The 21,144-nt window shown below is 38.9% G+C and carries 18 protein-coding genes; 1 reads left to right on the forward strand and 17 read right to left on the reverse strand.

Annotated elements, in window-relative coordinates; all coding sequences use genetic code 11:
- Window positions 1–32 precede the first annotated feature (32 nt).
- Both ACFX40_RS00965 and ACFX40_RS00970 read right to left on the reverse strand, forming a co-directional pair.
- A complete protein-coding gene (locus ACFX40_RS00965) occupies window positions 33–1,376 on the reverse strand; it encodes an amino acid permease (protein WP_098332351.1) in 1,344 nt (447 codons plus the stop codon).
- Window positions 1,377–1,495: 119 nt separating this feature from the next.
- Window positions 1,496–2,119, reverse strand: coding sequence for a LysE family transporter (locus ACFX40_RS00970; protein ID WP_050689119.1), 624 nt, complete (start codon window positions 2,117–2,119; stop codon window positions 1,496–1,498).
- A 173-nt stretch (window positions 2,120–2,292) separates the two neighbouring features.
- On the opposite strand from ACFX40_RS00970, the gene ACFX40_RS00975 reads away from it, so the two are divergent.
- Window positions 2,293–2,529 (forward strand): hypothetical protein, encoded by a 237-nt coding sequence (locus ACFX40_RS00975; RefSeq protein WP_252124359.1) that lies wholly within the window; start codon window positions 2,293–2,295, stop codon window positions 2,527–2,529.
- Between the two features lie 137 nt (window positions 2,530–2,666).
- Here ACFX40_RS00975 and ACFX40_RS00980 read toward each other — a convergent pair whose 3' ends face one another.
- The 15 genes from ACFX40_RS00980 to ACFX40_RS01050 form a co-directional block, all read right to left on the reverse strand.
- Window positions 2,667–3,515: an MBL fold metallo-hydrolase gene (locus tag ACFX40_RS00980; RefSeq protein WP_028408114.1), complete on the reverse strand. Its 849-nt coding sequence runs from the start codon at window positions 3,513–3,515 to the stop codon at window positions 2,667–2,669.
- A 152-nt stretch (window positions 3,516–3,667) separates the two neighbouring features.
- Window positions 3,668–5,107, reverse strand: coding sequence for an aldehyde dehydrogenase family protein (locus tag ACFX40_RS00985; protein ID WP_034653242.1), 1,440 nt, complete (start codon window positions 5,105–5,107; stop codon window positions 3,668–3,670).
- A 316-nt stretch (window positions 5,108–5,423) separates the two neighbouring features.
- Complete coding sequence (locus ACFX40_RS00990) at window positions 5,424–5,714, reverse strand: putative quinol monooxygenase (RefSeq protein WP_028408112.1); 291 nt, start codon at window positions 5,712–5,714, stop codon at window positions 5,424–5,426.
- Window positions 5,715–5,917: 203 nt separating this feature from the next.
- A complete protein-coding gene (locus ACFX40_RS00995) occupies window positions 5,918–6,583 on the reverse strand; it encodes a type 1 glutamine amidotransferase domain-containing protein (protein WP_063246921.1) in 666 nt (221 codons plus the stop codon).
- Between the two features lie 258 nt (window positions 6,584–6,841).
- Window positions 6,842–8,062: an MFS transporter gene (locus ACFX40_RS01000; protein WP_028408110.1), complete on the reverse strand. Its 1,221-nt coding sequence runs from the start codon at window positions 8,060–8,062 to the stop codon at window positions 6,842–6,844.
- Window positions 8,063–8,416: 354 nt separating this feature from the next.
- A complete protein-coding gene (gene hutP, locus ACFX40_RS01005) occupies window positions 8,417–8,881 on the reverse strand; it encodes a histidine utilization transcription antiterminator HutP (RefSeq protein WP_013056267.1) in 465 nt (154 codons plus the stop codon).
- Between the two features lie 210 nt (window positions 8,882–9,091).
- Window positions 9,092–10,051 (reverse strand): L-threonine 3-dehydrogenase, encoded by a 960-nt coding sequence (locus ACFX40_RS01010; RefSeq protein WP_028408109.1) that lies wholly within the window; start codon window positions 10,049–10,051, stop codon window positions 9,092–9,094.
- A 37-nt stretch (window positions 10,052–10,088) separates the two neighbouring features.
- Window positions 10,089–11,279 carry a glycine C-acetyltransferase gene (locus ACFX40_RS01015; RefSeq protein WP_028408108.1) on the reverse strand — a complete coding sequence of 397 codons (1,191 nt, stop codon included), beginning with the start codon at window positions 11,277–11,279 and terminating at the stop codon, window positions 10,089–10,091.
- A gap of 486 nt (window positions 11,280–11,765) precedes the next feature.
- Entirely contained in the window at window positions 11,766–13,226 is a 1,461-nt protein-coding gene (locus ACFX40_RS01020; protein ID WP_060747529.1) for an MDR family MFS transporter, read from the reverse strand.
- A 302-nt stretch (window positions 13,227–13,528) separates the two neighbouring features.
- Window positions 13,529–13,963, reverse strand: coding sequence for a ferritin-like domain-containing protein (locus tag ACFX40_RS01025; protein ID WP_013056263.1), 435 nt, complete (start codon window positions 13,961–13,963; stop codon window positions 13,529–13,531).
- 107 nt (window positions 13,964–14,070) lie between these two features.
- Window positions 14,071–15,636 (reverse strand): glycoside hydrolase family 32 protein, encoded by a 1,566-nt coding sequence (locus ACFX40_RS01030; RefSeq protein ID WP_377253871.1) that lies wholly within the window; start codon window positions 15,634–15,636, stop codon window positions 14,071–14,073.
- Window positions 15,637–15,732: 96 nt separating this feature from the next.
- Window positions 15,733–17,187 (reverse strand): glycoside hydrolase family 68 protein, encoded by a 1,455-nt coding sequence (locus ACFX40_RS01035; protein ID WP_377253873.1) that lies wholly within the window; start codon window positions 17,185–17,187, stop codon window positions 15,733–15,735.
- Between the two features lie 586 nt (window positions 17,188–17,773).
- Window positions 17,774–19,462: a gamma-glutamyltransferase gene (gene ggt / locus ACFX40_RS01040; RefSeq protein WP_028408104.1), complete on the reverse strand. Its 1,689-nt coding sequence runs from the start codon at window positions 19,460–19,462 to the stop codon at window positions 17,774–17,776.
- A 226-nt stretch (window positions 19,463–19,688) separates the two neighbouring features.
- Window positions 19,689–20,405, reverse strand: coding sequence for a YjjG family noncanonical pyrimidine nucleotidase (locus ACFX40_RS01045; RefSeq protein WP_028408103.1), 717 nt, complete (start codon window positions 20,403–20,405; stop codon window positions 19,689–19,691).
- A gap of 37 nt (window positions 20,406–20,442) precedes the next feature.
- Window positions 20,443–21,135: a Crp/Fnr family transcriptional regulator gene (locus ACFX40_RS01050; RefSeq protein WP_028408102.1), complete on the reverse strand. Its 693-nt coding sequence runs from the start codon at window positions 21,133–21,135 to the stop codon at window positions 20,443–20,445.
- Window positions 21,136–21,144: the final 9 nt, after the last annotated feature.

Below are 21,144 nucleotides of genomic sequence, written 5' to 3' on the forward strand. Positions count from 1 at the left end.
GCATAGTGTCCCTCATAAAGATTAAATATATGTTAGCTAGCGGCTTCTTCTTCTTTCCACTTATGGCGCAATTTCAAAATAACAAGACTTATAACAATTAAAAAGCCTAAGCTTGCAAAAAAGCCCGGTCTGCTTGCTGATTCCAACAGCGTGCCGCTTACTGCTAGTAAGATTAACAAGATACCAATAGCTTGTTTTATTTTATCCCACACGGTTTGTTCCATTAAACGATGAAAAGAAATTAAAATAAAGAACCAGTTATAAATCAGCATCAGTCCCGCTGCTGTTGTAATGTACTCATAAATTTTCCCGGGCAATAGCAAGGACAAAACAATAGAAATAACTAATCCCAACGTTGTTAAAAGCAAAGCCGGGAAAGGAAATTGCCGCTTTTTCTTTTTTTGTTTTGAAAATAATGCCGGAGCATCCCCATCTTCTGAAAGAGTGACAATCATTGTCGTTACGGAAAAAAAAGACGCTGACATCGTTGAAAAACCAGCGATAATCATTGCTCCATTAAAAACATGAGGAAAAAATGGAAGATGGTATGTTTCTAAAGCCGTTATAAATGGACTTTGATTTCCATGAAAATCATGAAATGGCACAATTAAAATAGCTAAACTTAGTGAAGCGATATAAATAATTCCAAGCAAAATAAGCATGCTTCTCCCTGCTTTGGGCGCATCTTCTTTGTTTTCTAAACGAACCGTCATAATTCCCATAACTTCGATGCCTCCAAAAGCATAAAATGCATAAAGCAAAGCACCCCATAAACCCCAAAAACCGCGGGGAAATAATTCATTTATCGTTCGAGGCACTCCTTGTTGGGCACCTTCATCTAGAAATCCAAATAAAGCGAGACTAGCCAATACAATGAACATTAAAATAGCAGCCACTTTTGTGACAGCAAATACATTTTCCATTCGTTCAAAACCTTTTGTTCCGATTAATACAACAGCAATGCCTAAAACAGCATAAATAGAGGCAAAGACCCACAGTGGAATACCGTCAAACCAAAAACGTGTAAAAAGAGATAAAGCCGTGAGCTGACTCCCCATGATCAGCATCTCTGAACTCCAGTATACCCATCCGCTGCTAAAGCCTGCCCATCTTCCATAAGCTTTCTTTGCATAGGAACGAAACGAACCTTTTTGAGGATCTTGAGCACTCATTTTAGCAAGCGCATCAAACACAATAAATGTACACACTGCCGCTAATAAAAAGGCGATTAATACAGCGGGGCCGGCTGCTTTTATTGCAATACTTGATCCTAAAAAATAGCCTGTACCGATGATGCATCCTACTCCGATTAAAGACAGCTGCCACCATTTTAATTTTCCTTCAACTTGACTTCCGCAGCCTATTTTCTTTTTCACTCTATCACTCCTCACACTTCGATGTAGTGTGTGATAGTTTGAAAAATTTATGCGTAAAAAGAAGCACCTTTTCTATTATTTTTCAACGTACTGAACACACTTTAGATTCAGCACTTCTTTTAGCCTAATTGCTGTGCCGCTTGCCAACCGAAATATAGGCCAAATCCTATTAAAGATAACCCCGATACAACGGACACGGCAGTTAAAAACGTCGCTGCTAAGTATCGTCGAAACGTGCTTGCTAAAGCTGCCATCGCAATATCCCAGGCCAGAATTCCCGTAAAAATAGCGCAGCTATATAAGATAAGCTGTTCGGTTTCATATGTATTAGCTGTTTTTGCTAAAACAGAGCCATAAATGCCAAGCCAAAAAAGAATTGTAAGCGGATTCGTTAATGACAGCAAAAAACCTGAGAAAAAACACTTTAACACAGAATCACCGTTTGTTTTTCTATGTTGTGTAATCCTTCCTGCACCCATTAGCCCCTCAATACCGGTATAAATTAATACGAAGCATCCAAACGAAAAAAGAAACGTTTTCATAAAATCGCTGCTTAAAAAATGAACGGACCCAAAATAAACTACAAGCATATAAAGAGCGTCAACCGATGTTGCCCCTATCCCTAAGAACCAAGCATGTAAAAAACCATTTTTAATTCCTTTATCAAGCTGAGCGGCGTTAATTGGACCGATTGGTGCGGCTAACGATAGCCCTAATAACATATAGCTAAAAAAAACCCCCACGTACATCCCTCCCTGCTTCTGAGGTTTTATAAATTGAACTATGATAAATGTATGCAGCCTGCTTAGCTTGTACTACGTAATTTTTATTTTTTTCTAAATCCTTTTGTATAGCTGTATAGCTGCGAAAAACCAGCGCATGTTAACTGTAAATACTATACAGAAGGATGAGAAGCATGAATTCATACACTCATATTAAAGAAGCATTACAATTAGCTGAACAGGCAGTTTATCAAGGACAGATGAATTTGAATGGAGCTAATTTTCAAAATGCTCAAATGCATTTGACTATCGTTCAGCAACAAATTAATGAACAAAAAGAAGCGGCGTCTAATGATAAAGAATTAAAACGAATGGAAGAGCACTTAAGACATTTACGAGAAGCGCAGCAGGCTATTCAACAAAATTTTTAATAAGGGTAATAACAACCTTTTTTCACTTTTATACGAAAAATTAAAAAAGCTCTACGAACTCACTGAGTTCGTAGAGCTTTTGATCTTCACCTGCAGCTTTTAGGAGCTGCGTAAAGAGTAACATTTTTTCTTTAGCCCTATACATACTTTCCGTAATCAGGACGAGCAATTTCATTGAAATTCTTCGTAAGCTTCAATAAATTAGTTGAAAGCCATTCGCCGGAAACCGGTTTTCCATGTCCGGTCACCGCCACAGACGGATGAAGTGACTGAAGCACTTCAACTGATTTTTGGGCAGATGCCCAGTCCGTAGTTAAATAACGAGGAGGACCGCTAATCTCCAATTCTTGCTCTAGTACATCCAGTAAATATTCTTGCTTAGTTGTAACAAAAGCATCTCCAGCGATAAGTGCAAGATCCTGCTTTCTAAAAAGAGAAATATGTCCTGGAGAATGACCAGGGGTGTGAATCCATTCCCATTCCGGCATATGAGGTACAGAGCCGTCGACTGGTAAAGCTTGCACATGAGAGCCTAAATCAATGGCTTCCGTTGGAAATAGTGGAGAAAGCTTTGCCACGAGCCCGCCTTCCACTGTACCATCCGGTGCAGGATAATTTTTTTCACCCGTCACATATGGAAGTTCAAGTGGATGTGCATATACCGGTATGTTCCACTTCTCCACTAGGTCAATAATAGATCCAATATGATCAAAATGTGCATGTGTAAGAATAATTGCTTTTGGTTTTTTGCCTTTTCCAAACCTTTCCTCTGCCTCTTCGATAATCATAGAAGCCGAATTAGGCATTCCCGCATCCACAAGTACAAAACTATTATCTTTATCTGGATTTCCTATAAAACATATGTTAACAATCTGTGTAGTGTAGCTGTAGATATCCGGTGCCACTTCGACTCCTTTTCCACTGGCTATAGAGCTCATGGGAATAAAGCTTTCCGTTGATGAACTTCCGTGCATCTCTCTATCCAATTATAATTCCCTCCTTTAACGTGTCACTTCATATGCGCCATACACGTTTATGCTATCCACCTTTGCTTTCGTTATTCTTTTTTTAACTAGCTCTCTTTTATGTATCCATAAAAAAAGAAAGGAGAAAAACTCCTTTCTTTTTTTTACACCAATTATACTTTTGCTGGAACTTTAACGCCCATGATCGCTTTTGGCTCTAGATATTCTTCGATACCAAATGCTCCCCATTCGCGTCCAATACCAGATTGCTTAAATCCACCGAATGGTGCAGCTCTGTCTTGCTCGGCATCGTTAACAATGATTTGACCAGCTCTAATATTTTTAGCAACATAGTCAAGTGTTTCTTGGTCTTTTCCGACCGCATAGCCTGCAAGTCCATAAATTGTATCATTTGCAATTTCAAGAGCTTGCTCTAGATCATCATACGTAATAATAGTTGTTACAGGTCCAAAGATTTCTTCTTGTGCAATAACCATATCATTTGAAACATCAGTAAAGACTGTCGGTTTAACAAAGTATCCTGTCTCTAAGCCGTCTGGTTTGCCCGTTCCGCCAGTAAGAAGTGTTGCACCTTCGTCCATTCCTTTTTTAATATAATCCTGTACGCGATCCCACTGTTTTTCCGCTACGAGCGGTCCAGTTACGTTGTCTTTATTTAATGGATCACCAACTGGGAATGATGGTAAAACCTTCTTCACTGCTTCTTCAAATTTTTCTTTCATAGAGGCAGGAATGATAATGCGCGTTGCTGCCGTACATACTTGCCCTGTATTCATTGCAATGTGTGAAACTGCTATTTTAGCCGCTTCTTCTACATCCGCATCCTCTAATACAACTAGCGGTGATTTCCCGCCTAGCTCAAGCGCTACTTTTTTGATTGTTTTAGCCGCGTTTTGCATAATTTTCTCGCCTACAGCACCTGATCCTGTAAATGATACAAAATCAATGTCCGGGTGAGAACTAATACCGTCACCGATTGTGCTTCCCGTTCCGTTTACAAGGTTAAAGGCACCTTTTGGTACACCAGCTTCATCAATGATCTCTGCTAATATCATCGCTGCATACGGTGTAAGTTCTGATGGTTTTAATACCATTGGACTTCCTGCTGCGATGGCTCCTGCAATTTTAGTAGACGTCTGATTCGTTGGGAAGTTCCATGGTGTAATAAGTCCGCTTACTCCAATAGACTCTTTCACGACCTTGTAGCTTCCATGATCTTTTTCAAATGTGTAATCTTCAAGTGCATTAGCTGCTTCTTTAAAGTGGCTAAGTCCCATTTCATAGTGAACTTCTTCTGAAATCTTTAAAGGAGCGCCAAGCTCTTCAGTCATAACTTCAATAAGCTCCTGTTTACGCTTTTCATATCCTTTTGCAATATTGCGAAGCATTTTAATTCGCTCTTCTTTTGTTGTTCTTGAAAATGTGGGAAGAGCTGCTTTAGCTGCTGCCACGGCTTTATCTAGATCTTCTTTTGTGCCTAAGCTAATTTTACCAATTGATTTTTCAGTAGCAGGATTGATCACATCTGACGTTTCGTTTCCTGTTGATTCAATCCATTCTCCGTTAATAAAGTGTTTTAAATTTGTACGCATTGATTTGATCTCTCCTTTTAGTTTGTTAATTGTTGAACTATGTCATCTAGTTTTTATCTACCCGCCTGTCTGCTTCTCAAACACCGCTTCTATTATTTTTTGTTTCTTTCACTGTCTTACCCCTTTTCCAATCGGCTTTTCGCAGCTGCAATTATTTTTCCTCATCGCTTACCCTTCTGCGTGATCTCACTAAATGAAATCTGCATTCACCATAACCACAAAAAAATCCGAACGAGTTTGATTCTCCATCAAGAATCTCGGTTCCTCGTTCGGATCTTCCTTCAACTAAAACACTTTTATTCCCCTTCTTTTTGTATTAACGTACTTCTTGTAAACGATGTACCGCTCTGCTTTCAATTAACGGTTCTGTTTGCTGTCTGTATTGTTGATAGTGAGGTGTTTCAATGTGAGCTTCAACATCTTCTTGGCTTTTCCATTTCTCATAAAAAACAAATGTGCCTGCTTTGTCTGTATCCTGGTGGAGAGTGTATTGAATACATCCTTTTTCTTCTCTTGATGGTTTAATAACTTTTACTAACTCTGATCGAAGCTCTTCTTCTTTTCCTGGCTTGGCTTGCAAAATGGCGTTAATAATAATTTCTGACATCGTTTTTCCTCATTTCTTTAAAAATATTCTCCATAAAAAGCTTCCCTCTTTTTGAATTTATTACACTGACCATCATATTTTTTGTATGATGATTGATTTCTCTAGTTCAAGCCGGCAAAACATACATTTTATCCACATCGATCTTTCTTGATGCTGTTCATAAAAAAGCCTGTAGGCTATAAGCCTACAGGCTTTTTTACATCTTATTTCAATAAGTGTTTCACGACTGCTTTAGCTACACTGATTGTTGACTGAGGATTTTGACCTGTTATTAGGTTGCCATCTGCTTGTACATTATCTGTCCAGTTTGGAGCAGTTACTACATTTGCCCCAAGTTCACGCAGACGTGTTTCCAAAAGAAACGGCATGAAGCGGTCCAATGTTGTTTCACGTTCTTCATCATCTGTAAACGCAGCGACATCTTTTCCTTCGACCAACGGCTTTTCATCTGATAATGTAACACCTACTAAGCCTGCGGGTCCGTGGCATACAGCGGCTACTACTTTGTCTCCTTCGTATAGTTCACGAATTAAAGCGTGGAGCGTTTGATTATCTGGCAGATCAAACATTGTGCCGTGACCGCCTGGTAAGAAAACAGCATCGAATTTAGCACTGTCTGTAATGGTATCAAGTTTTAGGGTATTCTCTAGATGCTTAGCTGTATTTAAGATTTCTTGAGAAGTCTCCCCTTCAAGGCTGCGAGCATCCACCGGCGCTTTTCCTCCTAGAGGACTTGCTACAGTAATCGTAAATCCAGCTTTTTCGAACTCTACGTACGCTTCACCAAATTCTGAAAGCCAAAGGCCTGTTGGATGATTTTCTTTCATTTTGTCAGCCGTTGTTACGACCATTAATATATGTTTAGACATAGTAACGTCCTCCTGTAAATAAAGATAGTATTTTCTGTTTCCGCCTTACACACCCTATTGTAAGAGAGGAATTACTATAATACAAATTAGAAAATATCTGCTTATCCATAAATATTTTTATAGATAATGTGTCTTTGTTAATAAAGCATCTGCGAAAAAACAACCGTATATCTGAATTTATTTTTTATACACTCAAAAAAACCGCCCTTTTGAATAAGCGCGGTTTTTTCCAGAAAAGCATAGAATCTATCTTTTATTTTAAAGAGCAGATTGAGCGTTCATTTGTTTCACTTTCTTTTCTCCCGTTCTTTTAAGACTTACCATAAAAATAAACGAAATACAGTACAGCCCCGCCAAGTACGTCATCGCTACTGTCATATCATAGCTTTGCAAAAGATAGCCGACAAGAATGGGTGATAACCCTCCGAGCGCTCGCCCAAAGTTAAAAATGGTGTTCGTTGCAGTGCTGCGCACTTCTACTGAATAGTGGCTGCTGATCAATGCTCCGTATCCCGCGAACATTCCGTTTGAGAAAAATCCGACCACAGCTCCTCCTATAAGCAGCCCTGCACCTCCTTCGGCATACGAGTATAAAAATACCGCACAAGCTGAAGCAAGAAGAAAGATTCCAAAAGTACGTTTCGATCCAAAACGGTCCATAAATTGACCAAATGTTAGCATGCCTATAATCATTCCCACGGCTGTACTGATTGTCCAAAGAGCTGAACTTGAAACAGAGAGGCCTTGTGATTGCTGAAGCATAGATGGAAGCCATATCATCAGTCCGTTATAGCCTGCAATTTGGACTGTAGCCATCACTGCCAGCGAAATAGTCGTCATCGCCGTCCTAGGCGTAGCGAATAATTGACGAAGCTTACCATTATTTTTAACAACCGCTGTTTTCTCTTTTTGAGCTTGTAGCCACTCAGGAGATTCGTTTAAATTTTTTCGTACGATAAAAGCAAAAATGACGGGGATGATTCCCACAAAAAACAGCGCTCTCCATCCGAAAATCGGCAGGATTAGAGAACTTAAAAGCGCCGCAAGGATCACTCCAAATTGTGCGCCAATACTAACATAGGATGAAGCTCGTCCTTGCTTATGTTTCGGCCACGCTTCTGCTACAAGAGCCATACCGATCCCGTACTCTCCTCCAGCCCCAATTCCGGCAATAAATCGCGAAGCATACACTTGTTCAACATTTGCTGCAAAACCTGTTAATGCCGTTCCGACTGCAAATAGAAGAACCGTGTAGGTAAAAACCCGCACTCTTCCAAATTTATCTGCTAAAATTCCGAAGATGACTCCGCCTATCAGCATTCCTATATTCGTAATAGAAGAAATAAGTCCACCTGTTGCTAAATCAATGTGAAATTCAGCAATAATCATTGACATAGCAAACGAGATAAACATAATGTCCATCCCTTCTAACGTCAAACCTGCTACTGATGCTACAACTGTCTTGTTACGATAATTCATGTTGTTCCACCCTCCAGTGTATTCTTTCCGTATCAACGCTCTTTCTTTTTTGAAGGAATGGATAAATAACATATCTCCATTCTCTTTTGAAGCCTCTCTGGACTTCGTTTAAAAGAGGTAAGTAACACATAAAAGCCCTTTTGTCGCAGAGGGCAAAAGGGCACAGATAGGCATAGAAGCAGTAAATGAGTGATCCGTCCTTTTCGGCCTCTCTGGACCGTCTTAAAGGCAGTTATTATATTAATTATTATGTTAACACGCCGCACAGAACCTTTCAATAAGAAAAATATCTTCTTTAAAGCAGCTATGTACATCTCTCACTTTTTACATTCGTACTATTTCGTTCATTATTTTTTAAATGTGGTTAAAACCAAAGCCTAATGTATCATGTTCAAAGCCTTTTTTAGGCGCACCTATCGTTCCATACACACAAACGCTAATCCATTCGTCGCTTGATCCTGAAAACTCAATTTTTCCGCGCACGATTGAAAATGTGAGTCCTACCGTCCGTAAAATATCACCCAGCTGCAGCGTTCCTCGACTAACTCCTTGAATGGCTTCAAGTATAGCATGATAAAGAGCGTGAACTTCCCGGTACGACTGGGCATTAATAATTTTGTTTGTCTTGGCGCTCGTTTCAATTGCCGCCACGACTTTAGACAGCTCCATCGCTCCGACTTTTCCTACTGTGTAGCTGTATCCTCTCTCATTAATTTCCTTTTCAATACCTTCAGCTAGTTCCGTATTATGTAAAAGAACGAGTAAAGATGTTAATCTTCCCATTGAAAAATCATTAACTTGTTGAAATTTATTGCTCAACTGTCATTCCCTCCCTTCTATCCCCTTATTATTTTAACAGACGGTACTTACAAAGGTGCTGATTATTCAACGAACGAGCGCTCACTTAAAGGATTAGGAGATCTATGTGTACTGTCCACCACTGTTACGAAGTAGAACTTGCATAAACAAGTAACCTACCTTTTAGTAAGCGCTTACTTTAATTTTAAGGAAGAAATCATTTTTCTCTACTTACGTTAAGACAAGCTGTGATTCAACTTTTAACTTTCCCAGCATCTCTCTCGTCATTTTTTCTAGGTTATATTCTGTTTTAAACCCCCACTCTTCTATTGCACAGCTGGAATCTATATGGTTAGGCCAGCTTTCCGCAATTGCTTGTCGAACAGGATCTACTTGATAATTCAGCACAAATTCCGGAATCGTTTTTCTGATTTCAGTCGCCATTTGTTCTGGATCAAAGCTCATGGCAGAAACGTTAAATGAATTTCGGTGCTTCAGCTTAGAACCGTCCGCTTCCATTAGTTGGATAACAGCATTTAATGCATCAGGCATATACATCATATCCATATATGTTCCTTTGTCAATGTAAGAGGTATATCGCTTATGCTTAACGGCTTCATAATAAATTTCAACAGCGTAGTCCGTTGTTCCTCCACCTGGAGGCGTTACGTATGAAATTAAGCCTGGAAAACGCAGCCCTCGTGTATCTACTCCGAATTTATGGTGGTAGTAATCGCAAAGTAATTCACCCGCTACTTTATTAACACCATACATCGTGGTAGGACGTTGAATTGTATCCTGCGGCGTCCAGTCTTTTGGAGTCGTTGGACCAAATGCACCAATTGAACTTGGAGTGAAAAATTGACATTGAAGCTCGCGTGCTACTTCGAGCGCGTTTACTAATCCGCCCATATTTAGATTCCAAGCTAGAAGCGGTTTTTGCTCGGCTGTCGCTGATAACAGCGCAGCCAAGTGAATAATCGTATCAACTTTATGCTTTTTAGCGATCGTAAATAACGCAGTCTGATCCGTTACATCTAAAATCTCGAATGGACCTGAAGTCACGACATCGCTCGTCGTTTTGCGAATATCGGTGGCAATAATATTTTCTGAACCATATATCTCTCTCATTTTCGCCGTTAACTCAGAACCGATTTGCCCTAAAGAACCCGTTATTAATACTTTTTTCATGTCAATATCCTCCTCGTGTACTGCCTAGATTCAACGTTTAGATTAATTTCATTTCCTTGCCTACTTTTTTGTAGATACGAAGTGCTTCATCTAACATTTCTTTCGTATGAGCAGCCGTCGGCATATTGCGAACGCGTCCTGTCCCTCTTGGAACGGTTGGGAAAACAATTGATTTAGCGTATACCCCTTCTTCTATTAACCTCTTACTAAAAATCTGGGTTTGGTTTTCATCTCCTATGATGCACGGAGTGATAGGTGTTTCACTTTCTCCAATGTTAAAGCCTAGTTCTTTTAATCCTTGCTTTAAATACCGACTGTTTTCCCACATTTGCTGCTGCAGCTCTGTACTTGTGCTTAGGATTTCAATTGCTTTCATACAGGCAGCAGCCGTGCCTGGTGTAATAGCAGTCGAAAACAAAAACGGACGGCTTCTTACTTTTAACCAGTCGATTAAGTCTTTTTTTCCGGCTACGTACCCACCTACAGCTCCAATCGCTTTTGATAATGTTCCAATCTGGAAGTCTACTTTTTCAGATAAGCCAAAATGTTTAACTGTGCCCATGCCGTTCCCTAATACGCCCGACCCGTGAGCATCATCTACGTATGTGATTAAGTCAAATTCCTCTGCGATTTCTACAATTTCCGGAAGCTTAGCAATGTCTCCATCCATTGAGAACACACCATCGGTAATTACCATTATTTTATTATATAAATCGGATTTTTGTGCTTCGCCTGCTTTTGCACGAAGATCTTCCATATCCGAATGCTTAAAAGGAATAATTTTTGCTTTTGATAGCCGGCATCCGTCAATAATTGAAGCGTGATTCAGCTCATCTGATAAAATCGCATCATGTTTATCCATAACCGCGGAGATGGCTGCCATATTACAGTTAAACCCAGACTGATAAGCTATAGCTGCTTCTGTATGCTTAAACTCGGCTAGCTTTTCCTCTAGCTTAATATGAATATCTAGAGTTCCATTAATCGTTCGGACAGCTCCAGCCCCCACTCCGTATTTTTCAGTGGCTTCGTTGCACGCATTAATAAGCCTCTCGTCTGTAGCAAGCCCCAAATAATTGTTGGATGATAAATTAATTAATTGCTTTCCCTCAATTTGAATCACAGGTCCATTGGGCCCCTCTACCGGATTAATGACATTGTATAATCCTTTATCTTTTAAATCTTCTAAATTATTATTCAAGAATTCTTTTAAACGTCTGCTTGTCATCTTCCATACCCCCTCATTGTTGTTCAACACGTCTTATAAACTTCTCTTTTCCCCATTAAAAGATTCATCTAAGCACTTACAGTATATGAGTTAAAAATCAAGTGTATTCCTGAGAAAGACAAATGTTCCTCTTGAAAGCGCTTAAAATTCAATGCTTATAGAATTCATAATAATCAACAACTAGGTAAATGTCCATACTAAAAAAACAAAAAATAAAAAATTTTCTGCATTGATAAAAATCCTTCTTATTATGAATGAGTTTGCGGGAACGTTATCAGACAATATCTTTTTTCTTTCTTTCTTTGATATTTTTTTAAAAGAAGAGACTGATATATAACGAAATCAATCCAATCAACAGCTAAAAGCAGCTAGATATGTGAAAGCTACATTTACCATACCTATAAAAAAATCCGAACGAGTTTGATTCCTAATCAAACTCGTTCGGATTGTCCTTCAACTAAAATACTTGTGTTTCAGCCTCTTTCGTTACTTTTGCACAGATATATTTTTTATTTTTTCATGTCTTGTTTTTACTAGGAAGCATGAAACAGCAAAGCTTAGTAATGCAGCTAAAAATGTTCCACTGTAAATAATGTGAACACCTGATGCAAGAATTTCATGCAGCTTTGACAGTTCTTCTGCTGGTACTCCGCCTGTCTCAAACGAAGCATTTAAATTTTCTTGCCCTAATTTCTTTGCTTGTGAAAGTGTCACTAAGTTAAAGATTGTACCAAACACCGCAGAACCTAGCGTTTGACTAAATGTATTTGTAAACGTATTAAGAGCCACCGCTACTCCTCTTTTGCTAGCCGGGACCGCTGATTGAATAACCAGCATAAAAATAGGCGTAATAATACCCATTCCTAACCCAAGGACCCCAACGGCTACATAAATTAAAAATACGGGTGAGTGGGTGGAAACTAAAAACAGCATAAAACAAGCCGTACTTACAATGGCCGTGCCCAGCGTAAGGATGGAGTGCGTTTTAAGACGCCCTACTAAATTCCCTGAAAGCAGTGAACCAATCGTCCAGCATACTGGCATAGGCATTAATACAAAACCAGCAGCGGTTGCACTTTTCCCCAGCACTCCTTGACTCCAAATTGGAAGGTAGACCGTAATACTAATAACTACTGATCCGACAAGAAGTGTTAATAAGTTTATAACAGATACACTTCGAATGGAAAACAGTTCAAGCGGGATAAGAGGTTCGGGCGATTTCTTTTCTATATAAATAAAGCCAATGAATGTCAGAACAGCTAGAACAAATAACCCTATAATGGTCGGATCTCCCCAGTTTTGATGCTGACTTCCGGTTAAAAGGGCATATAAAAACGCAATTGTTCCCACTGAAAACGTCACCGCTCCAATATAATCGATATAGCGTTTTTCTTTTACCACTTCTTCTTTATAGTTTACTAAAAGAACAAAAAAAGCCATTAGTCCAAACGGTATATTCAAAAAGAAAATATAGCGCCAAGACAGCGTATCCACTAAGAATCCCCCAAGAAGAGGTCCGAGAACTCCCGCAACTCCCCAAACTGCGCTAATCCATCCTTGCGCTTTGGCTCTTTCTTTTGCTTCTTCATACAAGTCGCCAATAATAATCATTGTAAGCGGCATAACGACCCCGGCGCCCAGCCCTTGGATAGCTCTATAGACAATTAATTGCTGCATCGAAAAGCTAAGTCCGCAAAGTATCGATCCGATTAAGAAAATAATGATTCCAACAAGCATCACTTTTTTGCGGCCGAATAGATCCGCTAACTTTCCGTATATAGGTGTAGATACAGCAGTTGTCAGCATATAAATGGCATATACCCAGCTAACTAGCTCAATGCCCGACAAATCACTTGTAATTCTTGGAACAGCCGTACTGACAATGGTTCCTTCCATTGCAGCTAAAACAGTGACAAGCAGCAGCGCTGTCATGATTCGTTTTCTCATCTTTCTCTCTCCTTGCAACTGCGGGCATAGCATGGTTTTTCTTCCAAAACATAAAAGCGGTTTCAATATACGTATACCCTTTTAGCCTTTATATGTATGTGATGCCCCGCATATAGTTGCTGCCATATGCAGCCAAATAATTATTTTACTATAAATTTTTTCAAAGCGATAGATAATTTCAAAAATATGACTTTCCTCACATTGATAGAAACATGCGTACATGATGTTTTATTTCCTTTTTAAATTACAAAAAAGCACCCCGTAACACCTGGTACGGGATGCTTTTTACGTATTTTGTATGATTAACTTAGTCGGGGATCTTTTAATAAACGTTCCATTTCTTCCATATGATTTGTTTCATCTGCAATCATATCTTCAAGCTTTACAACAAGCTCTGTTAACCCTAACTCTTCCGCTTGTTTTTTACGCTCTTCGTAGCGCTGGATAGTTTCTTTTTCAGCCTTGCTCGCTTCTTTAAGCATTTCCGTTACGTTTGAAACGTGCTTCACCTCAGCCGGCTTTGTTGTTGGCTCACCGCCAAGGTTTTTGATTTTTTCCGATAAATAAAGGGCGTGTCCTTGCTCGTCAGGAATTTCTCCCTCAAAGAAAGGTTTTAAAATTTGATATTCTAAGCCGGTTACTGTAGACGCATAGTAAGTGTACTGAATAACCGCCGAATATTCACCCGCTAAATCGGTATTAAGTCCCTCTATTAGTTGTCTCATTTTCTCTTCCATTTGAATAAACACCCTTTCATTTGCTGTTAGTAGACATGTACCCTTTCTGCCTAGTCCTAAACCACAATAAGGCGATATTCTGCTCCTTCTTTTTAAAAGTAGGGAAATTACTGAATGGAACGAAAATGTTTGATTTCTATATTTTTAAAGAGAGACGTTCCTCCTTGAGAGAAAAGCGTAATTCCTTGGTCGTTGTGACGCGGAAACACCTCGCTAGAATGCACGGTTTTCCCATTATCAACAAAGACTTCAATGCTTGTTTTATCTACTAATATCTTCAAATGAACATTTTTCTTGCCTGCATCAAAGTAATCACGGCTTTCCACATACTTTTTGCTTTGATCAGGCTGATTGCTATAGCTTCTGTTCACATATGAGACGTTATCTTTTGCAAAAATACCCACATCAATGTGCCGCTTTTGATCGGCGGACTCTCGAAGTCGTAAGCCTACATTTTCTGCATCTGACCATGAAATATCTGTATCAAGCTGATAAGCTTCACCTTTTATCTTTAACTTTTTCTCTCCATTCACTTCTACTTGTTCAAGAGAGTTTGTTGAATCAGTTAGCTGATTTAATTCTTCGACAGGCTTTGATAACAGGCTGTACTGATTGTCGTCTTGTTTTGAAAGTGTAATTTCACGGGTTACTGAATCGAAGCCGTTAAACCCTTCTTTCATCGTTGGCGTCTTATCTGGATAATCCCAGTTGTTCATCCATGCAAAAGCGTAGCGTTTTTTTAAGGAACCTTTATTTTTACCGTCTTCAAACGTGACTGCTCCGTACCAATCGAAGCCATGATCGAGCCATTGCGGCTCGTCCATATCGGGAGTGAATGTTGTTCCATCGTAATTTCCTGTCCAATAAGCATAAGTGTTTGGCTTTCCGCTTTCTTTTCCATTTGCACTTGTCCCGAGAACCCACTTAACTGTCCCGTCATCTGCCTTCATTTGAAAAAGGTCTGGACATTCGGTAATGCCAATATCTTTAGTTACAAATCCTCCCGTATATGTCCAATCCTTTAGATTAGAAGATTCATAAAATCCGATTTTTTCACCTTCTGACATGACGAGAACCCACTTGTCATGTTCATTATCCCATATGACTTTGGGATCTCTAAAATCTTTGGTGCCTGGATTAGGCATGATAGGATTTTTGCTATATGATTTAAAGGTTTTTCCTCTATCGGTACTATACCATAAATACTGTTCTTGCTTTTGTCCATCGGCAGAAGGCTGAGTCATAATCGCTACAATTGCGCCTTTACCAAAGCCTGCTGTGTTCTCTTTATCTTCTACAACCGATCCGGACCATATATCGCCATTTTTATTTGTATACTTTGGAATAGCTACTCCTTCATCTTTCCAATGAACCAAATCTTTAGACGTTGCATGTCGCCATTCCGTCCCGTTCCCTTTAGGATAATCATGATTGTATAAGTAATAGTAATGATATTTCCCGTCAAAATAAATGGGCTTTTGGGGATCATTTTTCCATTTATCAGGCGTGCTGAAGTGATACACTGGGCGATAAGTGGATTCACTTTTATTCTCTTTTTCTTTTCCTTGGTCTTTTGTATCCTCTTTTTTGGATACGGCTGCTATAATGAGTCCGGCTATTACAACTAAAAGAACGGCAAGCGCTATCCATTTATAAGCACCTTTTTTCTTCAAACAAACCCCACCTTTCTCTTTTTTGTCTACATCGAATAAAACAAAAGAAAATGGTGATTACAATCACCATTTTCTTTTGTTGCTATTGCAAAGCGCTCAGTCTTCATCTACTGTTAACTGACCTTGCTCAAGAACACTATCTTTTACAACAGATGTTTTTGAACCGTCAATGTTCACTAAGAAGCTTGGTGCAAATGTAGAGTGGTTGTCTTCATAAAAGCCTCTATTTGTCATGTAGCTTGTAATAACGACATTATCCCCTTTTGTTTGCGGTACAGCAAAGTGAGAATACGTAAATGTTTTATCATTAGGATCTAAATCCATATGAAGAACTAATCCTGTATCATTTAAAGGCTTATATTTTCCTGTTAACGTATTTGAAACATAGCCTAGCATATACACATCATCTTGTCCGATTCCATCAATCGTCATTTTAGATCCGCGAGAATCGGTGAACAAATACCATTTTCCATCTTTTTTGAAGATGTTTGCACGTTCAATTTCGTCTGTAACTGTGTTTGATGTAATAAGCGGCTTCATTACTTTTTTAAGCGTATAGTCGTCATTTAACTCAATAATGCCTAAAGCCCCGTTTGCTAAAGAAGCTTTTTCTTTATTAGATCCTTCAAGAAGCTTTTTCTTTTCAGATTGGAAGAAAGGATTGTTTCCTCCATAGTATGCTCTGTTATATAAAGAGTCTTCGCCTTGGTAGCCATCTTCTGTTCCAGTGTTCGCTTCGAAAACAAGGTACTTATGTCCGTTGTCTTCTATGTAGTGAGGATCTCTTAGCGTATGGTTATCTCCTGTGTCATACCCGCCTTCATCAATAAACTGCTGAACCGTTTGATAAATCTTTCCGTCGCCATCAAAGATTGACTTGTAATCTTCTACTCCGTCAACTTTTAACGTAGTATCGTCTGGCTGAGACATGTTCACTTGAGCTGTCGTTAACGTTTGTTTTCCGTATTGTTTACCTGAATAATCCGTATAGAATAAACGAACTTTACCATCTTTTGTTAACGTGGCAGAACCAGACCATTCTTGTGTTTGATTTTTAAGATGCGGGTCATTCGGAACGAATTTATCGCTGTCTTTAAACACTCTTCCAGCGTTTTTCCAGCTGTCAATAGATTTGTCTCCAGCTTTTTTATAGAAAAGATAAACAGACGTGTCATTCGAATCTTTTGGGTCACCTGCTAGGGCAAACACAATTTGATATCCATGATAAGTCGCCACTGTTCCATCAACATTTTGTAATGGCCAGCTGTCCCATACATCTAAGTCAATTGTATTTCCTGATGCATCTTTTCCTTTAGCAGAAGCAATGTTTTTAATAGTTGATTCATTAAAAGCAGGAACTTTAAACTGATCACTGTTTTGCTGCTGTGGAATTTTCACCATATTATCGCGAGTAATATGCGAAATGCCGTAGCTATTATTAAAGTCTTTACTGTCATTTCCTTTAGCAAATGTTTGATATCCTCCACCTACTAGTAGGGCTGCAGCCAATGTAGCAGCAGTTGTATGCTTAGCAACTCGTTTCATTTTCATATGTTTTCTCCTTTTGTGTTAGTAAAGAATATAAATTTATTAATTCAATTAGCTATCAAAAATCCGAAAACAGAACCGGTTCCGTTCAACCAAAAGATTACTTGGATAAATGACGAAAGTCAAACATGCCAAATGTAGCTATTTCTCATTTTTATCTTTTTCATTGAGCTGTAACTAGGACCAAAGTTTACGTGTAAGAGCCCTTTTTATGTAACCGTTTTTCCAACAAAAGTGTACGGCTTTTTTTACATTTCAAACCATGATTTCCAGACGTTTCGTTTTATACTTCTACATGATTAAACACTTTATCTTTCCAGCATTGAAAACGCTATTCCGTTTTTTATACTTTCCGACCATTTTGTTTTCATTAATCTCTTGAAAAATCAGTACCTTTTTTTATTAGCCGGACATGAAAACGTTCTATTCTTTTTCCTTTCTGAAGATTAGGCTGATAATAATAAAGGTCTAAAGTATGTTTTCAGAAAAAAATATTCCTTCTTTTTACCTACTCATTTTTATCTTTTTTAATGCATTGTACGCCCTCTCTTTTTACAAAAGAGAGGGCGTACAATGCATTTTTTAACTATTAAGAGTCTAAGCCAGTTGCTTTTCCTTCACGGCTGGAATCAGCTGCTCCAAATAAACGGCCGTTTTCTTTATCGATTTGAATCCCTTGAACATTTCCGATTGGGAATGGCTCATCTCCAAAATTAAATCCCATGGCTTCTAGCTCTCCTTTGGCATTCATATCCACTCCGGCTTCCCAACCGATAAGTGATCCTGTACTATTAAAAATTCTTGGTTCTTCAATCGCTTCTTTTATATCCATTCCATAGTCTAAGACATTCATAAGTGTTTGAAACACAGACCCTACAATTGTTGGTCCGCCTGGAGATCCTAGAGTGAGTACAGGTTCGCTATCTTTAAAAACGATGGTTGGACTTTTACAGCTAACCGGACGCTTTCCTGCATCTGCTTGATTTAATCCTCCAGGAATAGCATCAAAATCAGTAAGCTCGTTGTTGAGTAAAAACCCATGGTCTTTAACCATAATTCCTGTACCAAAAGGATGTTCCACAGTTGATGTACAAGCGACAATATTACCCCAGCGGTCAACTACGGTGAAGTGAGTTGTTTCACTAAGCTCACGTTCAGGTTCATAAGGCTGACGCACAACGTTCACTTTTTGGCCTTTCTCATAATCCCACGGGTTGCCAAAATCAACTTTCTCATTTTTATGTTTCCAATTAATTAATTTTTGACGTTCCTTTATATATTCGTCATTTAAAAGCCCTTTTAGTGGAATGTCACTGTAGGCTGGATCTCCAGAGAATGCAATTTTATCTGAAAATGCAATGCGCATAGCCTCTGCAAACAAATAATACTTTTCCCAAGATTTCACGTCGTATTGAGACACATCAAAGTCCTCTAATAGCTTTAAGATTTGCAGCACGGTGGTTCCTCCTGCACTAGGCATGTTGGAAGAAGCAATTCGGTATCCTTTATAATCTCCCCACACGGGCTCATCGATCTTAATCTGGTATTCTTTCAAATCCGACAGTTCCATAAAACCGCCGTGCTCTTTGATCGTTGAAATAATGGCTTCTGCAATTTCACCTTCATAAAAAGCCTCGATACCTTTTTCTTGAAGAATACGAAATGTTTTAGCAAGATCTTTTTTATTAATCATATCTCCTTCTTGCATAGGCTTGCCGTTTGGAGAATATAGCTGCTTAGCATGTTCTCCTAGTCGGTAAGCGTATGTTTTTAAAATATCTCCAAGAACCCAGTTTGTTTCCACACCTGCTTCTGCTGCTTTGGCAGCCGGTTCAATCAATTCAGCAAGGGGTTTTGTTCCATACTCTTTACGAGCTGCTTCCATCGCCTTTAAAATCCCTGGAATTCCAATTGCCGTTGCATGAGTAGAACGCTTTCTAAACGGAATAACTTCTTTATTTTCATCAAGAAACATTTCAGGATAAGCTGCTTTAGGAGCCTGAGAATGCCCGTCAAAAATTTTAGTTGTTTTGCTTTCATTGTGATACACCATAAAAAAGCCGCTGCCTCCAATACCGGTCATCATCGGTTCTCCGACGTTGAGCCCAAACTGAACGGCAATTGCTGCATCAATTGCGTTGCCTCCAGCTCTTAGCACTTGTTCTCCGGCGTCTGTTGCAATTGGATGAGCACTGGCTACCATTCCTGTTTTTCCAACCGCTGTTTCTCTTCTATATGAACTCTTTCCTGAACGAGATAAGCTTTTTCCGTTAATCATCTTTTACGACCTCCTAGTTACTTACTTTATCTGGGATATTGTTAAAATACCCTATTGCTTTTGAGATAAAACTGTTTAAATATGTATTGATTACCTTAGTAATCACGTTCATAGACCGATATCCCTAGAGTTATTTTTAAGCTCTCAAAAGCCATAAAATAAAAAACACCAGCCTTTTTATTCAGAGGAAAGGACTGGTGTTTTTTTGTTTCTTTTATTATATATTTTACACTTGTAATGAAGCTGCTTCATTACTTACGTTCAGCAAGTCATAAAGCTCTTGAAGTCTTCCTATTTCGTAGGTTGACACCCACTTTGTATCGTTCTTTTTTGCCTGAGGATTAAACCAGCACGTATCAATACCGGCTAGCTGCCCGCCTTGAATATCTGCACTCAAAGAATCTCCGACAATTAATGTTTTATGTACGGACAGCTCTTCTATATGTGAAAAAACATAATCAAAATATTCCTTCATAGGTTTTTGAAAACCTGTATCTTCTGAAACAAATACTTCTTTAAAATAAGGATATAGGCCTGAGTCTTGAAGGCGCTTATACTGTGTAGCCGAGACTCCGTTTGTAACAACGTACAAATCATAGTACCTGCTCAGTTTTTTAATTACCTCAATTGCTCCGTCAATTAGCTGATGGCCATTATTCAAATACGTTCGGTACTCTGCTTCAAGTAGCTTTCCGTCTTTTTCTATTCCATATTCTTTACATAGAGTAGAAAAGCGGGTATTTACAACTTGCTCACGGCTTATTTTATTCTCTTCAAAAGCTGTCCATAACCCCTGGTTGATTAAACTATAACGTTTTTTGCTTTCCTCAGTCAGCGGAATATCGTGGTTAGCAAAAAGAAGCTGTAAAGCCTGCTCTTCGGCTGCGTTAAAATCTAAAAGCGTATTATCAATGTCAAATAGCAGCGTTCGGTATGTTTTCATTCTTCTCTCTCCCCCTTCAACTAATCTATTACTTTTTCTACTCGTATATATTGTCGTTTGCTAGACAGCTCAGTTTTTCCTTATCTTTGAGAATAATGGAGCCTTTCTTTTTTTCAATAACTCCTTGCGCTACAAATTTTTGAAGAACACGATTTAAATGCCGGTAAGTCGTTCCGATTAAATTAGCTATATCTTTTAAGCTTTCTGTTTTTTGATTCATAACCAAATGCGATTCTTCACAAAAAATAGAGAGCAAGTAACTAGCCAGCCGCACTTCCACTGGGTACATTAAATTAAAGCTTAGCGAGTTCGATTTTGCGCAAAACTTTTTTGTGAGCATTTCCAGTAAAAATGTCAGCAGCTGTGGATCATTGCTCGCATGCTGTTTTAATCGTTTGTATGGTATGCCGATAACAACTAAAGGTGAAACGGCTTCAACCGTATTCATAATCTCAACATCTTGTACATACTCAATATCGCCTATTACTTCAAGGGGCTGTTTAAAGGAAAGAACAAGTGTCTTGCCTTCGGGCGATATGGTATAAACTTTAACCTTGCCTTTCATCAATATGTACAAACAGTGAGACGCATCTCCTTGAGAACAAAGACGTTCCCCTGCCTCGACATCATACAGTGACAAATGCGGTAGTAACTCTTTTTTGAAAACCGACTCTAATTTATAAGTATTTATATACTCCATCAGCTGTTTCTCACTCGTAATTTCCCTCATGTTTTCCTC

It is taken from the genome of Priestia sp. YIM B13552, assembly GCF_042787775.1.
In the GTDB taxonomy this organism is placed as follows: Bacteria; Bacillota; Bacilli; order Bacillales; family Bacillaceae_H; genus Priestia; species Priestia megaterium_E.

Coding starts and splice junctions, on each gene's coding strand:
- ACFX40_RS00995 (WP_063246921.1), bottom strand. CDS start 6,583: ATGTCTAAACATATATTAATGGTCGTAACAACGGCTGACAAAATGAAA.
- ACFX40_RS01035 (WP_377253873.1), bottom strand. CDS start 17,187: ATGAAAATGAAACGAGTTGCTAAGCATACAACTGCTGCTACATTGGCT.
- ACFX40_RS01015 (WP_028408108.1), bottom strand. CDS start 11,279: ATGACAAGCAGACGTTTAAAAGAATTCTTGAATAATAATTTAGAAGAT.
- ACFX40_RS00985 (WP_034653242.1), bottom strand. CDS start 5,107: ATGCGTACAAATTTAAAACACTTTATTAACGGAGAATGGATTGAATCA.
- ACFX40_RS00975 (WP_252124359.1), top strand. CDS start 2,293: ATGAATTCATACACTCATATTAAAGAAGCATTACAATTAGCTGAACAG.
- ACFX40_RS01050 (WP_028408102.1), bottom strand. CDS start 21,135: ATGAGGGAAATTACGAGTGAGAAACAGCTGATGGAGTATATAAATACT.
- ACFX40_RS01045 (WP_028408103.1), bottom strand. CDS start 20,405: ATGAAAACATACCGAACGCTGCTATTTGACATTGATAATACGCTTTTA.
- ACFX40_RS01020 (WP_060747529.1), bottom strand. CDS start 13,226: ATGAGAAAACGAATCATGACAGCGCTGCTGCTTGTCACTGTTTTAGCT.
- ACFX40_RS01000 (WP_028408110.1), bottom strand. CDS start 8,062: ATGAATTATCGTAACAAGACAGTTGTAGCATCAGTAGCAGGTTTGACG.
- ACFX40_RS00990 (WP_028408112.1), bottom strand. CDS start 5,714: ATGTCAGAAATTATTATTAACGCCATTTTGCAAGCCAAGCCAGGAAAA.
- ACFX40_RS01010 (WP_028408109.1), bottom strand. CDS start 10,051: ATGAAAAAAGTATTAATAACGGGTTCTTTAGGGCAAATCGGTTCTGAG.
- ggt (WP_028408104.1), bottom strand. CDS start 19,462: ATGATTAACGGAAAAAGCTTATCTCGTTCAGGAAAGAGTTCATATAGA.
- ACFX40_RS01025 (WP_013056263.1), bottom strand. CDS start 13,963: ATGGAAGAGAAAATGAGACAACTAATAGAGGGACTTAATACCGATTTA.